The organism is Microlunatus speluncae (assembly GCF_009299835.1).
In the GTDB taxonomy this organism is placed as follows: domain Bacteria; phylum Actinomycetota; class Actinomycetes; order Propionibacteriales; family Propionibacteriaceae; genus Microlunatus; species Microlunatus speluncae.
Map to the genome: position 1 here is coordinate 523,349 of NZ_VKCZ01000014.1, position 16,005 is coordinate 539,353.

Here is a 16,005-nt window from a genome sequence, read left to right on the forward strand (position 1 = left end):
GGGACACCGTGCAGCAGCTTCTCAACGGGCTCTTCATCGGCTCGATCTATGCCCTGTTCGCGATCGGGTTCACGCTGGTCTTCGGCATCCTGGACCGGTTGAACCTGACCCATCCGGCCGTCTTCGCCGCGTCGGCGTTCATCGGGATCGAGCTGGTCGAGCGGGGCGGGCTGTCGATCTGGCTCGCGCTGCCGGTGGTGTTCGTGATCGGCGGCGTGCTGGGGTTGATCATCGAACGGGTGGCGTTCCGGCCGCTGCGGGACCGGCCGGACGCCCACTTCGCCGGGCTGATCTCCTCGATCGCGTTGGCCGGGATCTTCGTCGCCCTGCTGCAGGCGCGGTACGGGCCGGACACCCGCCGGTTCCCGGCCGGCTCCTTTCCCGACACCCGGTTCGAGGTCATCGGCGCGCAGGTGACCCTGGTGCAGGTGGTGATCACTGCCGTGTCGGTGGTGCTGATGGTCGCCCTGACCTGGCTGGTGTCCCGGTCCCGGCTGGGCCGGGGGATGCGGGCGGTCGCGGAGAACCCGACCGCGGCCCGGGTGATCGGGCTGAACGTCGACCTGATCACCGCGACCACCTTCGCGATCTCCTCCGCGCTCGGCGCGGTTGCCGGGGTGCTGTTCGCGATGAACGTGAACAGCGCCCAGCTGACCATGGGCACGGCGATCGAGTTGAAGGGGCTGGCGGTGATCATCGTCGGCGGGATGGGCTCGCTGCCGGGCGCCTTGATCGGCGGCCTGATCCTCGGGCTGACCGAGGTCTTCGCGGTGCAATACATCGGCTCGTCCTGGCGAGATCTGATCGCCTTCGGCCTGTTGTTCGTGATCTTGCTGATCCGGCCACAGGGCTTGTTCGGCCGGCGCAAGTCGCGCGAGGTCTAGATGCTCACCGACTCCACCCTCGTCTTCATCGCGCTCGGCGCGATCTTCGCCTTCTCCTTCTACGCGGTGCTGGTCGCCGGCCAGCTGTCCCTGGGGCAGGCCGGGTTCGCCTCGATCGCGGCGTTCAGCTCGGCGGCTCTGGTCCCGGATCCGGATTTGATCGGCGACCTGCCGGCCTTGCTGATCGCGATCGTGATCGGGATGACCCTCGGCGCGCTGGCGGCGGTGCTGCTCGGGCTGCCGACGATGCGGCTACGCGGCGTCTTCCTCGCCATCGCGACCCTCGGCTTCGCCGAGGCCGTGCGCATCCTGGTGCTCAACCAGTCCTGGACCGGCGGCGCCAACGGCATGCAGGTGCCGAAGATCCTGACCCCGGGCGTGGCCTGGGTGATCTTGATCCTGGTCGCGTACTGGTTCTGGCGGATGGGCCCGTCGCGCTACGGCCGGGCGCTGGCGGCGATCCGGGAGGACGAACTGGCGGCGCGCGCGATGGGCGTCGATGTCGGCCGGCACCGGCTGGCGGCCTTCGTCACCGCGGGTGCCGTCGCCGGACTCTACGGCGTGCTGTGGGCGTTCTACGTCCGGCTGATCGCGCCGGAGGACTTCAACTTCGCTGCCGCCATCGACGGCCTGGTGACGGCGGTCGTCGGCGGCTCGACGTTGTTCATCGGGCCGCTGTTGGGCAGCGGCTTCCAGACCCTGGTGCCGGAGTTGCAACGGGCGGTCGGCATCGAGGCGGGCTGGGTCCGGCCGTTCCTGTCCGGCATCCTGCTGTTGCTGGTGATCTTGTTCCTGCCCGGCGGTCTGGCCAGCCTGATCCCGCGACGGACTCGGATGCCCGCGGCCGAGGCGGCAGGGGAGACCGCCCCGGCCCAGCGGCGGCATCCCGAGCGCGGCGCGGAGATCGTCCGCCTCGCCGGAGTCAGCAAGGACTACGGCGGCGTGCACGCCGTCCGCGGCGTCGACCTCGAGATCTCCAGCGGAGACGTGATCGGCCTGATCGGGCCGAACGGCGCGGGCAAGACCACCCTGGTCAACTTGATCACCGGGCTGATCCCCGCCTCGTCCGGCCGGGTGATCGTCCTCGGCGTCGAGGCGGGACGGACGCCGGTGCACAAGATCGCCGCCGCGGGCGTCAGCCGTACCTTCCAGCACTCGAAGCTGTTCGGCCGGCTGTCGGCCCTGGAGAACGTCCTCGTCGGCACACACCTGGCCGTCCGCTCGACGTTCCTGCGGCGACTGTTCTGGCTGCCGTCGGCCCGCCGCGACGAACGGCAGGCGTTGCGGATCGCCGCGGATTGCCTGACCCGGGTCGGTCTGGCGGACCGGGCCGCTGCCCGGGCGTCGGCGCTGTCGTACGGTGATCAACGGCGGCTGGAGATCGCCCGCGCCTTGGCCTCCGATCCGACGCTGCTGGTGCTGGACGAGCCCGCCGCCGGGATGAACCACGTGGAGGCGCAGGCGCTGGCCGAGTTGATCACGTCCCTGGCCCGGGACGGCCTGACCATCCTGCTGATCGAACACAACGTCGGAATGGTTCTGCAGACCTGTGATCGGATCGTCGTGCTCGATTTCGGCGAAGTGCTGGCGACGGGAACGCCGGCCGAGATCGCCGGCAACCCGGAGGTGATCGAGGCCTATCTGGGTAGCGCCGACGACACGGCCGACCCCGTTCCGACCGATCCGGCCGGCGGTAGTTGATCATGGCTGATCCGATTCTCGACGTGCGCGAGCTGACCGTCGGCTACGGCCGGGTGGAGGCGGTCCGCAACGTGTCGTTCTCCGTGGCCGCCGGCGCCCTGGTCACGCTGGTCGGCGCCAACGGCGCGGGCAAGTCCTCGATCATCAACGCGATCTCCGGCGTGCTCCGCCCGCGGTCAGGCAAGATCAGCTTCCAGGGCCGCGACATCACCCGGACCCCAGCGCACCGTCTGGTCGGCACCGGCCTGGTCCAGGTGCCGGAGGGCCGGCAGATCCTCGCCACCCTGACCGTCGACGAGAACCTCCGGCTGGGCGGCTGGCACCGCCGCCGGACCGCCTCGGCCACGATCGCCGAGATGTACGCCCGGTTCCCGGTGCTCGCCGAACGCCGCGCCCTGCCGGCCGGATCCCTGTCCGGCGGGGAACAGCAGATGCTCACCATCGCCCGGGCCCTGGTCGCCCGGCCGACCCTGCTGCTGATGGACGAACCGTCGATGGGCCTGGCGCCGAAGATCGTCGACGAGGTGTTCCGCGTGATCACCGAGATCCGCGCCGAGGGCACCACCGTGCTCCTGGTCGAGCAGAACGCCCGCCGCGCCCTCCGCGCCGCCGATCATGGTTACGTCCTGGCCTCCGGCGAGATCGTCGCCTCCGGCCCGTCGGAACAATTGCTGGCCGACGACGCCGTCGTCCAGGCCTACCTGGGCGTGGAGAGCACCCTGCCGATCAAGCCGGAGGGCCCGGCCGCCGATCGGTGATCCCGGCACCGAGAAGGTGCCTGCTTCCTGGGTTGCCGCGGCCCGTCGACCGGAATGCGCGCCGAGGACGGTGCCCTTCGGGCAAGCTTGGCGGGTGACTTCATCCGACCTGCCGCAGGGGCTTCATGAGTCCTTGATCACCGAGCGGCTGCAGCGCTCGCTGGACGACATCGGGGATCTGGAGTCGGAGATCCGGTCGGTCGACGAGGCTGATCAGCCGCACGTACTGGCCCGGCACGTTTACGAGGAGACGGTCCGGCGGCTCAGCGGGATCCGGGACCAGGCTCGGCGGATCGACCTGGTGAATCGGCTGACGGTGGACCTGGACCGAACCGACCCCACCGATCCGGTGGACTCGCCGCCGCGTCAGCTCCTCCGGCTCGCTCCGCGGCCCGGTCCGGGTGTCAGCACGTATGAGCCGGTGCGGCCGAGCACGCCACTCGCGGAATCCGCGCTGCTCACCAATGCCAACAATGAGCCGAGCCTCGGCACCGAGCTCAAGTCGGAGATCGACACCGCCGATCAGGTCGACCTGCTGTGCGCTTTCGTCAAGTGGCATGGGTTGCGGCTGCTTGAACCGGAGCTGCGGCGGCTGCAGGGCCGACAAGCACCGCTGCGCGTCATCTCGACCACCTACCTGGGGGCCACAGAACGGGCTGCCCTTGATCGACTTGTCCGTGACTTCGGTGCCGAGATCAAGATTCAGTACGACGCCCAGCGCACTCGGCTGCATGCCAAGGCGTGGATGTTTCGTCGCAACACCGGCTTCGACACGGCGTACGTCGGATCGTCCAACCTGTCTCGCGCCGCCCTGCTGGACGGCGTGGAGTGGAATGTGCGCCTGTCGCGGATCGGAAGTCCGACCCTGTTTGACAAGTTCACCGCGACTTTCGACTCCTACTGGAATGACCCCAGCTTCGCCACCTACGATCCGGACCGTGATCGTGACCGGCTCGATGACGCTCTCGCTGAAGCCGCCGGTGCCCGACCCCACGACCGCCTCACCGTGTCGCTGTCCGGCCTCGAGGTCCGGCCGTACCCGTACCAACAACAGATCCTCGACTTCGTCGAGGCCGAGCGCCTCATTCATGATCACCACCAGAACCTGATCGTCGCCGCGACCGGCACCGGCAAGACGGTGATGGCCGCCCTTGACTACCGCCGATTATGTGGTGCTGATCATGGAACCCGGCCAAAGCTGCTTTTCGTCGCGCATCGCCGAGAGATCCTGGACCAATCGATTCGCACCTATCGAGAGGTCCTGGCCGATGCCTCCTTCGGGGAGTCCTATGTCGGCGGACTGAGGCCCGAACGATGGGAACACGTCTTCGCCAGCGTCCAGTCGCTTTCGTCCTACGGGATCGAGAACATCCCGGCTCAGGCGTTCGACGTCGTCGTGATCGACGAGTTCCACCACGCTTCAGCCACAACCTATCGGGCGATCCTGGAGCACCTCCGGCCGAAGGAGCTGCTTGGTCTGACGGCGACGCCGGAGCGGGCAGACGGTCAGGACATCAGGATTTACTTCGGGGGTCGGACTGCCGCCGAGCTTCGGCTCTGGGATGCCCTGAGCGCTGACCTGCTCTGCCCGTTTCACTACTTTGGTGTCTCCGACGGGACCGATCTGACCCGGCTGACCTGGGTGCGCGGTGCCTATCAGGAGAGCGAGCTCTCCAACCTCTACACGGCGGACAACGCTCGGGCCATGATCATCCTGCGTGAGCTGCGCGACAAGGTGCTCGATCCCGGTTCGATGCGGGCCCTGGGGTTCTGCGTCGACGTCGCTCATGCGGAGTTCATGACCAAGATCTTCAACCAAGCGGGCATTCCGGCCAGGACCGTCACCGGAAGAACGTCGGCGACGGATCGGGCCGAAGCACTCAGCGCCCTCCGGGCCCGAAACATCAACATCCTCTTCTCGGCCGACGTGTTCAACGAGGGCCTTGATCTGCCGGATGTCGACACCGTGCTGTTGCTCAGACCCACGGCCAGCGCCACCATCTTCTTGCAACAGCTCGGGCGCGGATTGAGGCGGACCGCGTCGAAGGCCGTGCTCACCGTCCTCGATTTCGTCGGTCATCAGCACAAGCAGTTCCGGTGGGATCTCAAGTTCCGTGCGTTGACCGGCCTCACGCGGAAGGGCGTTGAGAGCGGCGTCGAACGCGGCTTCTCGTTCCTGCCGGCGGGTTGTCAGATTGTCCTGGATCGCCAATCCCAAGCGGTGATCGTCGAGAACCTCAAGGGCCAGACCGCCAACCGCTGGTCACAGCTGGTGACCGAACTTCGATCCTATGGCGATCTGGACCTCGCGACGTTCCTGCACGAATCCGGCTTGGATCTGTCCGACATTCTCCGGGCCGGCAACCGATCATGGACCGGTCTGCGGCGGGAAGCGGGTCTGACGACATCCACGGGATCGGATCAGGAGGGCAATCTCCTCAAGCGGGTCCGGGCTCTGGCGCATGTCGATGACGGCCTTCGCGCCAGGACCTACGGAAGGCTTCTTCGCGACGACGCCCCTCGTTACGAAGACCTGTCGCCGTTGGAGCGGCGGCTTGCCGACATGCTCTTCTTCTCGCTCTGGCCGAACGGCGGAAGTCACCCCGCCGTCGGAGCGGGCCTGGCGACCCTGCAGCGAGACCCGGCCGCGAGATCTGAGCTGTCGAGCGTTGTTGATCTTGCGTTCTCGGCAGCCAGACATGTCTCGCTCGACTGGGAATCCAGCACGACCGAGACACCGCTCAAGATCCATGCCCGCTACCAGCGGGAGGAGATCCTGGCCGGCCTCGGCTACGCCTCCCTCCAGCGGAAGCCGAACTCGTTTCGCGAGGGCGTCTTGTATGTCCCCGAAAGCAACGTCGACGCCTTCTTCGTCAATCTCAGGAAGTCAGACGCTGAGTTTTCGCCGACCACGATGTATCGCGACTATCCGATCAGTCCGACCTTGTTCCACTGGGAAAGCCAATCGACCACCAAGGTCTCATCGGCTACCGGACAGCGGTATCTGAGCGGATCCAGCCAGGTTCTCCTGTTTGTTCGCGAAGAGAAGGCGAACGAGTTCGGCACGGCGCCCTATCTCTTCCTTGGCCCGGCCCATTACGTCAGTCACCAGGGTGAACGACCCATCGCGATCACTTGGCGCTTGGCGCGGCCGATGCCCACGGACTTCTATCAGGCAGCATCAGTCGCCGCACAGTAGTGGCGAGCCCTGTTCGGTCCCTCGGGCCCAGGCCCGGTAGATCATCGCCGGGCCGGTCGTGCGACGACGACGTACCAGGGCGCCGGCGCCGGCGTGGCCGGCTCGACGTAGCGCTCGGCCGCGAGCTCCAGGGCCTGCAGTTGTTGTTCGTACGGAAGCCCCGGACAGACCGTGTCGGCGAAGATCGGCACCTGCAGCCAGGCCCGGGTCATGGCCGGTCGTGACGGATAGTCGATCAGCTCCGCGGTGTGCTGCTCCAGACCGGCGTGGGCAAGCCCGGCCTGGATCGATTCGGGGGTCAGCAGCGTTCGCCGCCGGACCGCCACCGGTGGTTGATAACCGAATTCCTCGATCGCCGCTCGGCGCATCAGCTCGCCGAGATGCTCCGTTCCCGGCGGGGGAACGGCTTGATCTTGGTCGGGACGCCGGATGAACCTGGATCCCACGTTGAACACCAGCCGCCCGTCCGGCCGCAGCAGTCGGCCAACGGCTCGCAGCGTCGCCGCGAGTTCGGTCTGCCAGATCGCGGAGTTGCAGACGACCGCGTCAACCTGTCCGGCCAGGTCGGGCAGAGTGCGGTCGAACTCCTCGGCGGGCGAATGGATCCAGCGGACCCGCGGATCGGTGATCTCGGTCCGCGCGACGTCGAGCATGGCGGCCGAGCCGTCGACGCTGCAGACCTCGGCACGTTCCGGTAGTCGGTCGAGCAGCGTGCGGGTGGTGACGCCGGTGCCGCAGCACAGGTCGACGACGCGATTGGCTTTGCCGACCTCGGCCCGGTCGGCGACGTCGCGGCTGGTGTCGGCATACATGGGGAAGTTGTGGGTGAAGGCGGCGTAGGCCTCCGCATTCGCGGGGTCCTGCCAGGGATGGGGATCGGGCGACAAGGTGACTCCTCGGGTTGGGTTGGGGTTGGGCTTCAGTCGGAGGTGGGCACGCTGCGACACTGCCAGATGACGGTCGGGAGCTGCCATCGAATTGGATCCCTCCGGAGCGTCGTACCAACCGCTGAAGGAGATTCGATGAGCTATGCCGGCGAGCCCCAGGTCACGAGCGACGAGCCGACGGTCGGCGCGCTGACGTCGGACGACCGCGCGGCCTGGCAGCAGCTGTTCGTGGGCTACAACGAGTTCTACGGACGCACCATGCCGGACGACTTCTACGATCAGTCCTGGGCCGAGTTCGCGGCCGCTCGACGGATGTACGCCCTCGCCGCGAGACTCGAGGGCAGGCTGGTCGGGATCGCGCACTTCCTGCCCCACGCGAGCACCACGTCGGCCGACTCCTGTTATCTGCAAGATCTTTTCACCGCCCCGGAGGTGCGCGGCCGGGGCGTCGCGCGGGCGTTGATCACCGCGGTCACCACCTGGGCGCGAGCCCGGGATTGCGGCCGGGTCTACTGGGCGACGCAGGAGTCGAACGCCACCGCGCGCCGACTTTATGATCAGGTTGCGGAGAACCGCGGCTTCATTCTTTACACGGTTCCGCTGACGTAGGGCGTCTGGACGGCTCTGGCCCATTGGCTCCCATGCCGCTGGAGGGCGTCGATGCAGCGTCGGGCGAAGGTCGTGACCTCGGACTCCAGGCGGTCGAGCACGGTCGGCAGGAGTTCGGTGCGGCTGTGGCGGTCCAGCCCGTACGCGTCGCAGAACAGGCTCAGTCTTCGGTTCCGCCGGCCGGGCTCGTAGCCGAACAGTTCACAATCCCGATCACTGTAGAGCGGGACGAAGGTGCGGACGGCATAGCTGAGGTCCCACAGGGCGGTGGAGGGGACGGCGAGATCCCAATCGATGAAGGCTTGCGGACGCCCGTCCCGGAAGATCGTGTTCGCGGGGCCGAGGTCGTTGTGGCAGATCAGGGTGCCACGCGGGGCGTACGGGTTCGGACGCCAGCTGCTGCCGGGTGGAGGAGTGAAGTCGGACACGGCCAGATGGAAGGTCTTGATCAACTTTGCCGTCGCGATGAGCGCTTCGTCGTCGTAGCAACGGGCGATCCGCCCGTCGGCACCGTCGATGAAGGTGAGGATCTCCCGTCCATGATCATCAAGCCCGAGGAACCGCGGCGCTGCGGTGAAGTCGACCCGTTCCAGATGTTGCAGCAGGGCGTGGATCGACGTACTCCAGGGCTTGAGTCCGCGGCGTACGGTGTCGCCGATCCGGACGACCGGACCCGAGTCGTGGCCGCCGGTCAGCGGGACCTCGGTCCGGGGATCCATCCCGTCAGCGTACGGCCGAGGACGATCGCAGGACCCGGTCGGGTGTAGCCGCCGCGAACGATGGGTACCTGACCGGACATGACGGTCATCGGGGTCCACGCCTCCCACGAACAGGTCCATCCGACAGCGCTGCTGGAGGCGGTCCGCCGGGCCGAGGAGGTCGGTTTCGACGCGGCGATGAGTTCCGATCACTTCTCGCCGTGGAGCAGTCGGCAGGGGCAGAGTGCGTTCGCCTGGTCGTGGCTGGGGGCGGCGCTGCAGGCGACGTCGCTGCCGTTCGGCGTGGTCAACGCGCCGGGCCAGCGCTATCACCCGGCGATCATCGCCCAGGCGATCGGCACGTTGGGCGCCATGTATCCGAGCCGGATCTGGGTGGCGCTGGGCAGCGGTGAGGCCAGCAACGAGCACATCACCGGCGACGGCTGGCCGGACAAGGCGACCCGGAACGCACGCCTGCGCGAGTGCGTGCAGGTGATCAGGGCGCTGCTGCGCGGCGAGGAGGTCACCCACCGGGGATTGGTGACGGTGGACCGGGCGCGGGTATGGACCAGGCCCGACGACCCGCCGCTCCTGGTCGGCGCGGCGGTCAGTCCGGAGACGGCGGCCTGGTGCGCGGAGTGGGCCGACGGGCTGATCACCGTCAACGCCCCGGTCGAGCAGTTGATCAAGGTGCGCGATGCGTACCGCAACGCCGGCGGCCGGGGCAAACTGCACCTGCAGGTGCACCTGAGCTGGGCACCCGATGAGGACGAGGCGCGGACCATGGCGCACGAGCAGTGGCGCAGCAACGTGTTCGGCCCGCCGACCTGCTGGGATCTGGATCTGGCCGAGACCTTCGACGCCGTTTCCGAGCACGTCCCGGTCGAACGGGTGGCACGGGTGGTCAACATCTCGGCCGACCTCGGCCGGCACACCAAGATCATCCGCGACTACGCCGAGCTCGGGTTCGCCGAGATCTATCTGCACCACGTCGGTCAACAGCAAGATCAATTTCTGGACGCGTTCGGCGAGCACGTCCTGCCGGAGGTTCGATCATGAAACTGACCCGGACCGCCGACCTGTGGTGGAAGAACGCCGTCGTCTACTGCCTGGATGTGGAGACCTTCCACGACTCCGACGGCGACGGGCACGGCGATTTCCGCGGCTTGACCCAACAGATTGATCATTTGCACCGGCTGGGTGTGACCTGCCTGTGGCTGATGCCGTTCTTCCCGACGCCGGACCGGGACGACGGCTACGACATCACCGACTTCTACGGGGTGGATCCGCGGCTGGGCACGCTGGGTGATCTGGCCGAGTGCGTCCGCACCGCCCGCGATCGCGGGATGCGGGTGATCGCCGACCTGGTGGTCAACCACACCTCGGCCCAGCACCCGTGGTTCCAGGAGGCGCGCGACCCGGCCAGCCCGCGTCACGACTGGTACGTGTGGGCCGACGAGAAGCCGGCCGGTGGCGATGAGGGCGTGATCTTCCCCGACCAGGAGTCCTCGCTGTGGACGTGCGACCGCAAGGCCAAGCAGTACTACCTGCACAAGTTCTACAAGCACCAGCCCGATCTCAATGTGGCCAACCCTGCCGTGCGGGATGAGATCGCCCGAGTGATGGGCTTCTGGATGGAGCTGGGCCTGTCCGGCTTCCGGGTGGACGCGGTCCCGTTCCTGCTGGAGGCGCCGGTCGAATCCCTGCCCGACCCGCACGACTACCTCGGCGACCTGCGGGCGTTCCTGTCCCGGCGCAACGGTGAGGCCGTGCTGCTCGGCGAGGTGAACCTGCCCTACGCCGACACGATGAAGTTCTTCGGCAACCCCGACGGCGTCGGCGACGAGCTGCACCTGTGCTTCGACTTCATCGGCATGCAGCAGTTGTATCTGTCGTTGGCGCGGCAGGAGGCCAGCTCGCTGGCGCACGCGCTGAAGGAGCGGCCGCAGCCGCCGCGGGACTGCCACTGGGCGACGTTCGTCCGCAACCACGATGAGTTGACGCTGGACAAGCTGACCGTCCCTGAGCGGCAGGAGGTCTTCGCCGCCTTCGGTCCGGAGGAGGACATGCAGCTCTACGGCCGCGGCCTGCGCCGGCGACTGCCGTCGATGCTCGGCGGTGACCTGAAGCGGATCAAGCTGGTCTACAGCCTGCTGTTCTCGCTGCCGGGCACTCCAGTCCTCTTCTACGGCGAGGAAGTCGGCATGATCGAGGACCTGTCGATCCCGGGCCGCGAGGCCGTACGGACTCCGATGTGGTGGGACGCCGCTGCCGAGCAGCGCCGGGACCCGGACTCTCTGCTGACCTGGATCAGGCTGCTGGTCGAGCGCTACCGCGAATGCCCGGAGCTGGCCTGGGGCACGTACCAGATCCTCGACACCGCCGACCCCGCCGTCCTGGCCCACCGCTGCGACATCGACGACGGCACGGTCCTCGCCGTCCACAACCTGTCCGACCGCAACGCGAAGATCAAGGTGGACAAACTGACCGGTGACCTGACCGACCTGCTGGTCGACGGCACGGTGCCGGTGAAGCAGGGTGCTGCCAGCATTGACCTGGGCCCGTACGACTGCCGCTGGTTCCGAGCACGCGGCAAGGCCGACCGGACCAGTTGATCATGGGATGGGACGCTCTTGATCAGGCCCGACTGGCGCGCCACGGGCTGCAGCCGACGCCATCGAGGCAGAGGTAGAGGAAGACGCGATCGCCGTCGGGTGCCGCGACGTCGATCGCGTTGCCCCGACCATCAGCAACGGAATCCCGTACGACGCGATGCCGCCTCTGGCCGTCCTGCCACCACACGATGTGGGCGGACACATGCCGATCATCGGTGCGCTTGTCGGTGACGAAGAGACTCTCGGTCGCGCCGGACTTGTGGAACTGGATCAACCCGCGCTTCCACCCGTCGCGATAACAGTTCCCCGTGACCTGATGTGATTGGACCTCCCAGGTGCAGGACAAAGCCGGCGCAGCCTTGCTGCCTGTCGGTGTGGGCTGCTCGGCGGTGGCCGTGGTCGCCCCGGCCAGCACCGTTCCGGCGCTGGCGACGGCCACTGCGATGGCGGAAATACGGCGGATCATCGGGTTCCTCTCCTCGGATTCCTACGAACGACTCCGCCACGGTAGAAGTCCGTCAGGTCAGAAAGAAGAGGAAATCGAACGGCTCAATTCAGCCCGCGAAGCGGCCGGAGGGCGCGAAAGGTGCGGGATCACCGCACCAGAATCCGGCGCGGTCCTCCGAGTCCGGCCAGAGGTACGGCAGGTCGTCGGGGACGTCCGGGAAGAGCAGGCGCTAGTGCTCCGGTAGCTTCCGGACGAGCGCGGAGACCGTCTTCGAACTGCTCGCCCCGGCCGATCTTGCTCCGGGGCGGAATGCCGTTCACTCTGGTGGGCGATACTGGGATCGAACCAGTGACCCCTTCCGTGTCAGCGAGTTCCGGGCCGGTTTGCCGGTGTTGATCAAGCCTTAGCAGCTGCTGCAGGCAGTCGCTATCGTCCACTGTTGTCCAGGTCCTATGCCGGACAGTTTGTCGGACTCCCACCACCCTCTGCTCTAGCAAGATCCTCGTCACGAGCACGGCGAGCAATCCACCCTGAGCATCCGATCGAGAGCCGGCGGTGATCGATACCCGAAGGGCTCGCTAGAGCATGGGGGTGTCCCACCTCGAGCTCGAGCCGGCTACGCCTGGATCGGGGTGCCGACTGGGACAGTGGGACAGCTGGGACAGGTGGGTGTCCCACCTCGAGCTCGAGCCGGCTACGCCTGGATCGGGGTGCCGACTGGGACAGTGGGACAGCTGGGACAGGTGGGTGTCCCACCTCGAGCTCGAGCCGGCTACGCCTGGATCGGGGTGCCGACTGGGACAGTGGGACAGCTGGGACAGGTGGGTGTCCCACCTCGAGCTCGAGCCGGCTACGCCTGGATCGGGGTGCCGACTGGGACAGTGGGACAGCTGGGACAGGTGGGTGTCCCACCTCGAGCTCGAGCCGGCCGGGCACGGAGGCTTGGTCTGCCAGCAAGGCGTCGGCATTTATGCTGGGTGGGTGCCCCAAACCGGAGAACTCTGGACCACCTCAGACGTTGCCAAGTACCTCGGCGTAAAGCCGGGAACGGTCAGTGCATATCGACACCGGGGCCAGATGCCGGCTCCGGTGCAGACGCTCGGTGAGCGAACCCATCTCTGGGAGGCAGCAACAATTCGAGAGTGGCATGAGCATCGCCGGCCCAAGAGCGACGCCCCGCCCGAGCGAACCGATCCCCATGAATGGCTGGTGCACGGCGAGCGCGACTTGTACAAGTCGGAGTGGGTTCGGCTCAGCAAAGTGGACGTCGAACCGCCGCATGGCAGCCGATTCGAGCACCACGTTGTCACGATGCGTGCCGCCGCCATGACAGCGATAATTGATGAATCCGGCGAGAATGTCGGATTGGTTTGGCGACACAGGTTTGCGCCCGATCTATGGAACTGGGAATTACCCGGCGGCCTGGTCGACGACGACGAAGAGCCCATCGAAACGGCGCGGCGAGAGGTTCGTGAAGAGCTCGGATTAGTCGTCGCGGAAATTCATCATGTCGTCAGCTTCGAACCGGTCGTTGGCATGGTGCGTAGTCCACATCACGTATTTGTCGCGACTGGGGCCCGCGCAGCTTCCGAGCCAACTGAAAAGAATGAGGGTGCTGGCCTCGAATGGATCGCCTTGGATTCCATCAAAGGCCGGATTAAGGCCGGGGAGATTTCGAACTCTGGAACGTTGGTCGCGCTACTTCACTTGCTCGCCTTCGGCATCGAGTAGTGCCTGTATTCTGAGTCGCTGACGGGTCGATCCGGTCGATGAGGACAGGCTGTTTGCCATTTCTGCATGGTGGTGCCGGCCGTCGCGATCGCCACGCGCATCATGCGCGATTGCGAGATCGGTATGTAGCCCGGCGGCGGCACGATTGAACTCTGGGTCGAGTTGCTCAAGTGCCGATGTCAGGGTTGTGACGGCCTCTTCGTGGCCCAGTCTTGCTAGGCAGTGACCTCGCCATCGAGCGAGGTGAGCGGGATCCAGAAAAATCCCCGGCACGGCATCATCCGATAGGTATCGATCGGCTCGGTCGAGCAGTTTTAGCGTTGTCCCCCTTTCTCCATTTGCGGCCCGAGCCTCAGCCTCAGCTGTAATGAGCCAGGCGCGGACGACGCCAGGAACACTAGTGCCAGCTGCTGCGCGCGCCGCCTCGAACTGCGCCGCCGCCTGAGCGGCTCGGCCGGCGTCCAGTAACGCGTATGCCTGTTGTGCGAATACGTGCGCAATGATGCTCGGATACCCGGACTCACCTGCTAGACCGCGGGCCAAAGTGTGGAGATTCCAGGCCGCCTTGAGTTGACCAAGGTCAAGTGCTTGCCACCCTGCTAATGCCGCGGCTTCGGCGCCCGCTGCTGCCAGATCTCGCCGGATGTGGCCTTCGGGGGACCACTGAACAAGATCAGCAATTGTCCGGGCATGCATTTCTGACTGACTCAAGAGTCTATGAGCGCCGAGGCGCCTATCGAGTAGGCGCATGCCGTCAGTTTGGGCCTCCAACGCCGCCACGGTTTCTTTGTCGATCGAAAAGCCGCGGTCAATTCTTCCGAGGAAGTCGCCGGGATGCTCGACAGGGTGCGTCTGCACCAGGCCGAAAGCCTGCCGCAGCAACATCGTGTACATCTCATCCGGTTGTCGGCCTGAGTTTGCCCAGCCCCGAAACCTCCGCCGGAGGCTGTCATCGCTGGGCAGGGTGATGCCCGCGATCTTGGCGACGCGGCGCAACTCGCGAGCGAGTCTGCTCCAGTTCCACCCGCGCTCTTTGCACAGGGCAGCCACGTCCAGCGTGTCCGCCCGGTGTCCGCCTGTGTCCTCTGTTGGGGGTCCCGCCATGGAACCAGTGTGGACCACGAGGTTCCAAGCTGACCATTGATTGATACAGAAACTGTCTGTAATGTTGCAGACTCAGTCTGTACATGGCAGGCGGGGCGACGAACGGAAGGTGACGGAGATGCTCGAGATTTACGCGGATCGCTGGTCTGGGGGGCGGACGCAATGGTGACGGTTCCGTTGGTGGCGATCTTGGCGGTCGGCCTGTTCTTGCTGGTGAAGTTCGGCAAGCAGGGTCTGGGCGGCGCGGTCGTCGGTGTGTTTCTGGGTCTGGCGTTGGCGAGCACGACGGTCGGGCCGCCGATCATCGATGGGTTGCAGACGTTCTGCGACACGGTGATCTCGTCTATCCAGGCCGGTTTGAACGGCGGTGGCCGGTGATGCGCCGGGCGGAGAAGCCGTTGGCTGCGACGTTGTTTGTCCGCCGCGAGAACCGGGTGGACTGGCGGGTTCTTCGGGTCCCGTCGTTCGGCCGGTCTGTGGCTGTGACGATCGAGGCTGATGTCGAATCGGTGGTGATCATCGCTGACTCGGTTGATCAGTTGGAGCGGTTGTCGTCGTTGTTCGCGATGGCGGCTGTGTCGCTGCGGACCGCGCAGGCGGAGACCGAGCAGGCCGCGGGCGGTGAGTTCTGATGCCGCGGCTGCATGTTGAGCGTCCGATCCGGGTCAGGCCGTCTCTGGGCGGTCGGTGGTCGTGGACTTGTGCCGGTCTGCCGGCGTGTCCTGGTTCGGGCCGGGAGCGGTCGGAGGCGGCGGCTAATGATGCCGGCCGGGCTCATCTGCGCACGGTTCACGTGCCGGCCTCGGTGCAGGCGGTGGCGGCGTGATGGATCAGTCTCTGATGGCGTTGCTTGAGGTGATCCGGCCGATTTGGGCCCTGGTCCTGGTGGCCATGATCACCGTTGCGGTCGTCGTGATTACGGACGGTGGCCGGCGATGAGCGGGGCGGAGTTTCGTTCGATCTGGCCGGAGGTCGCCGCGGTGCAGGATGCGGTGATCGGTCGGGCTGGTTCGCGGTGTGAGTGCCGCGGGGTGTGTGGCCGCAATCATGCGAAGGGGGGCGGTCGGTGCGACCGGGAGCACGTGTTGGGCCGGCCGTTGTTTGTGGTGCCGGCCGATCCAGAGATCCGGATCGATACCGCGGCTGCGGCCCGGGCTCCGAAGCGGGCGATGTGTGGGCCGTGTTGGGAGTTGGCGCACAAGATCGCGTCCCGGCAGGCCGCGGCGGATCGGATGGCGGAGTGGCCGGATCTGTTCACTGTCGATCTTGACCCGGCCGACGAGGCCGCAGCCGACGATCTGGCCGTTGCTGATCATGGCGCTGCTGATGATCTTGGTGGTGCGGCGGCATGAGCGCGACCGCGAAGAAGCT

Annotated in this window: 15 protein-coding genes; 11 read left to right on the top strand and 4 right to left on the bottom strand. The window is 66.6% G+C overall.

Annotation, left to right across the window (positions count from 1 at the left end; genetic code table 11):
• Positions 1-8: 8 nt before the first annotated feature.
• The 4 genes from FNH24_RS19175 to FNH24_RS19190 all read left to right on the top strand — a co-directional run bounded on the left by FNH24_RS19175 (position 9) and on the right by FNH24_RS19190 (position 6,542).
• Entirely contained in the window at positions 9-884 is an 876-nt protein-coding gene (locus FNH24_RS19175; RefSeq protein ID WP_152363804.1) for a branched-chain amino acid ABC transporter permease, read from the top strand.
• Positions 885-2,585, top strand: a complete 1,701-nt coding sequence (locus FNH24_RS19180) for a branched-chain amino acid ABC transporter ATP-binding protein/permease (RefSeq protein ID WP_152363805.1) — start codon at positions 885-887, stop codon at positions 2,583-2,585.
• A gap of 2 nt (positions 2,586-2,587) precedes the next feature.
• The gene (locus FNH24_RS19185; RefSeq protein ID WP_152363806.1) at positions 2,588-3,343 is read left to right on the top strand and encodes an ABC transporter ATP-binding protein; all 756 of its coding nucleotides are present in this window, start codon (positions 2,588-2,590) and stop codon (positions 3,341-3,343) included.
• Positions 3,344-3,437: 94 nt separating this feature from the next.
• Positions 3,438-6,542 carry a DEAD/DEAH box helicase gene (locus tag FNH24_RS19190; protein ID WP_170304510.1) on the top strand — a complete coding sequence of 1,035 codons (3,105 nt, stop codon included), beginning with the start codon at positions 3,438-3,440 and terminating at the stop codon, positions 6,540-6,542.
• A 41-nt stretch (positions 6,543-6,583) separates the two neighbouring features.
• Here the strand turns inward: FNH24_RS19190 and FNH24_RS19195 are convergent, their stop codons facing one another.
• A complete protein-coding gene (locus FNH24_RS19195; RefSeq protein ID WP_161606209.1) occupies positions 6,584-7,429 on the bottom strand; it encodes a class I SAM-dependent methyltransferase in 846 nt (281 codons plus the stop codon).
• 135 nt (positions 7,430-7,564) lie between these two features.
• On the opposite strand from FNH24_RS19195, the gene FNH24_RS19200 reads away from it, so the two are divergent.
• A complete protein-coding gene (locus FNH24_RS19200) occupies positions 7,565-8,038 on the top strand; it encodes a GNAT family N-acetyltransferase (protein WP_152363809.1) in 474 nt (157 codons plus the stop codon).
• On the opposite strand, the gene FNH24_RS19205 is transcribed toward FNH24_RS19200, so the two are convergent.
• A complete protein-coding gene (locus FNH24_RS19205; protein WP_161606210.1) occupies positions 8,017-8,757 on the bottom strand; it encodes a phosphotransferase in 741 nt (246 codons plus the stop codon). The genes FNH24_RS19200 and FNH24_RS19205 overlap by 22 nt on opposite strands.
• Positions 8,758-8,835: 78 nt before the next feature.
• Here FNH24_RS19205 and FNH24_RS19210 point away from each other — a divergent pair, with 78 nt between their 5' ends.
• Positions 8,836-9,795 carry a TIGR03885 family FMN-dependent LLM class oxidoreductase gene (locus tag FNH24_RS19210; RefSeq protein ID WP_152363811.1) on the top strand — a complete coding sequence of 320 codons (960 nt, stop codon included), beginning with the start codon at positions 8,836-8,838 and terminating at the stop codon, positions 9,793-9,795.
• Positions 9,792-11,351 carry an alpha-amylase family protein gene (locus FNH24_RS19215; RefSeq protein ID WP_152363812.1) on the top strand — a complete coding sequence of 520 codons (1,560 nt, stop codon included), beginning with the start codon at positions 9,792-9,794 and terminating at the stop codon, positions 11,349-11,351. The genes FNH24_RS19210 and FNH24_RS19215 overlap by 4 nt, the downstream gene beginning before the upstream one ends.
• Positions 11,352-11,373: 22 nt before the next feature.
• On the opposite strand, the gene FNH24_RS19220 is transcribed toward FNH24_RS19215, so the two are convergent.
• On the bottom strand, positions 11,374-11,817 hold the full coding sequence (locus FNH24_RS19220) for a hypothetical protein (RefSeq protein ID WP_152363813.1): 444 nt from the start codon (positions 11,815-11,817) through the stop codon (positions 11,374-11,376).
• A gap of 963 nt (positions 11,818-12,780) precedes the next feature.
• Between FNH24_RS19220 and FNH24_RS19225 the strand changes: the two genes are divergently transcribed.
• Positions 12,781-13,530, top strand: coding sequence for an NUDIX domain-containing protein (locus FNH24_RS19225; protein WP_246186967.1), 750 nt, complete (start codon positions 12,781-12,783; stop codon positions 13,528-13,530).
• Here FNH24_RS19225 and FNH24_RS19230 read toward each other — a convergent pair.
• Complete coding sequence (locus FNH24_RS19230) at positions 13,498-14,634, bottom strand: NsdA family TPR-like regulatory protein (protein WP_152363814.1); 1,137 nt, start codon at positions 14,632-14,634, stop codon at positions 13,498-13,500. The two genes, FNH24_RS19225 and FNH24_RS19230, sit on opposite strands and share 33 nt — an antisense overlap.
• A gap of 162 nt (positions 14,635-14,796) precedes the next feature.
• Here FNH24_RS19230 and FNH24_RS19235 point away from each other — a divergent pair, with 162 nt between their 5' ends.
• From FNH24_RS19235 to FNH24_RS19240, 3 genes are all read left to right on the top strand, one after another.
• The gene (locus FNH24_RS19235) at positions 14,797-15,012 is read left to right on the top strand and encodes a hypothetical protein (RefSeq protein ID WP_152363815.1); all 216 of its coding nucleotides are present in this window, start codon (positions 14,797-14,799) and stop codon (positions 15,010-15,012) included.
• Positions 15,013-15,116: 104 nt separating this feature from the next.
• On the top strand, positions 15,117-15,266 hold the full coding sequence (locus tag FNH24_RS31530) for a hypothetical protein (protein ID WP_161606211.1): 150 nt from the start codon (positions 15,117-15,119) through the stop codon (positions 15,264-15,266).
• A gap of 474 nt (positions 15,267-15,740) precedes the next feature.
• Positions 15,741-15,986 carry a hypothetical protein gene (locus tag FNH24_RS19240; RefSeq protein ID WP_152363816.1) on the top strand — a complete coding sequence of 82 codons (246 nt, stop codon included), beginning with the start codon at positions 15,741-15,743 and terminating at the stop codon, positions 15,984-15,986.
• The last annotated feature ends 19 nt before the right edge of the window (positions 15,987-16,005 follow it).

Coding starts and splice junctions, on each gene's coding strand:
- FNH24_RS19205 (WP_161606210.1), bottom strand. CDS start 8,757: ATGGATCCCCGGACCGAGGTCCCGCTGACCGGCGGCCACGACTCGGGT.
- FNH24_RS19235 (WP_152363815.1), top strand. CDS start 14,797: ATGGTGACGGTTCCGTTGGTGGCGATCTTGGCGGTCGGCCTGTTCTTG.
- FNH24_RS19185 (WP_152363806.1), top strand. CDS start 2,588: ATGGCTGATCCGATTCTCGACGTGCGCGAGCTGACCGTCGGCTACGGC.
- FNH24_RS19180 (WP_152363805.1), top strand. CDS start 885: ATGCTCACCGACTCCACCCTCGTCTTCATCGCGCTCGGCGCGATCTTC.
- FNH24_RS19220 (WP_152363813.1), bottom strand. CDS start 11,817: ATGATCCGCCGTATTTCCGCCATCGCAGTGGCCGTCGCCAGCGCCGGA.
- FNH24_RS19210 (WP_152363811.1), top strand. CDS start 8,836: ATGACGGTCATCGGGGTCCACGCCTCCCACGAACAGGTCCATCCGACA.
- FNH24_RS19230 (WP_152363814.1), bottom strand. CDS start 14,634: ATGGCGGGACCCCCAACAGAGGACACAGGCGGACACCGGGCGGACACG.
- FNH24_RS19200 (WP_152363809.1), top strand. CDS start 7,565: ATGAGCTATGCCGGCGAGCCCCAGGTCACGAGCGACGAGCCGACGGTC.
- FNH24_RS19215 (WP_152363812.1), top strand. CDS start 9,792: ATGAAACTGACCCGGACCGCCGACCTGTGGTGGAAGAACGCCGTCGTC.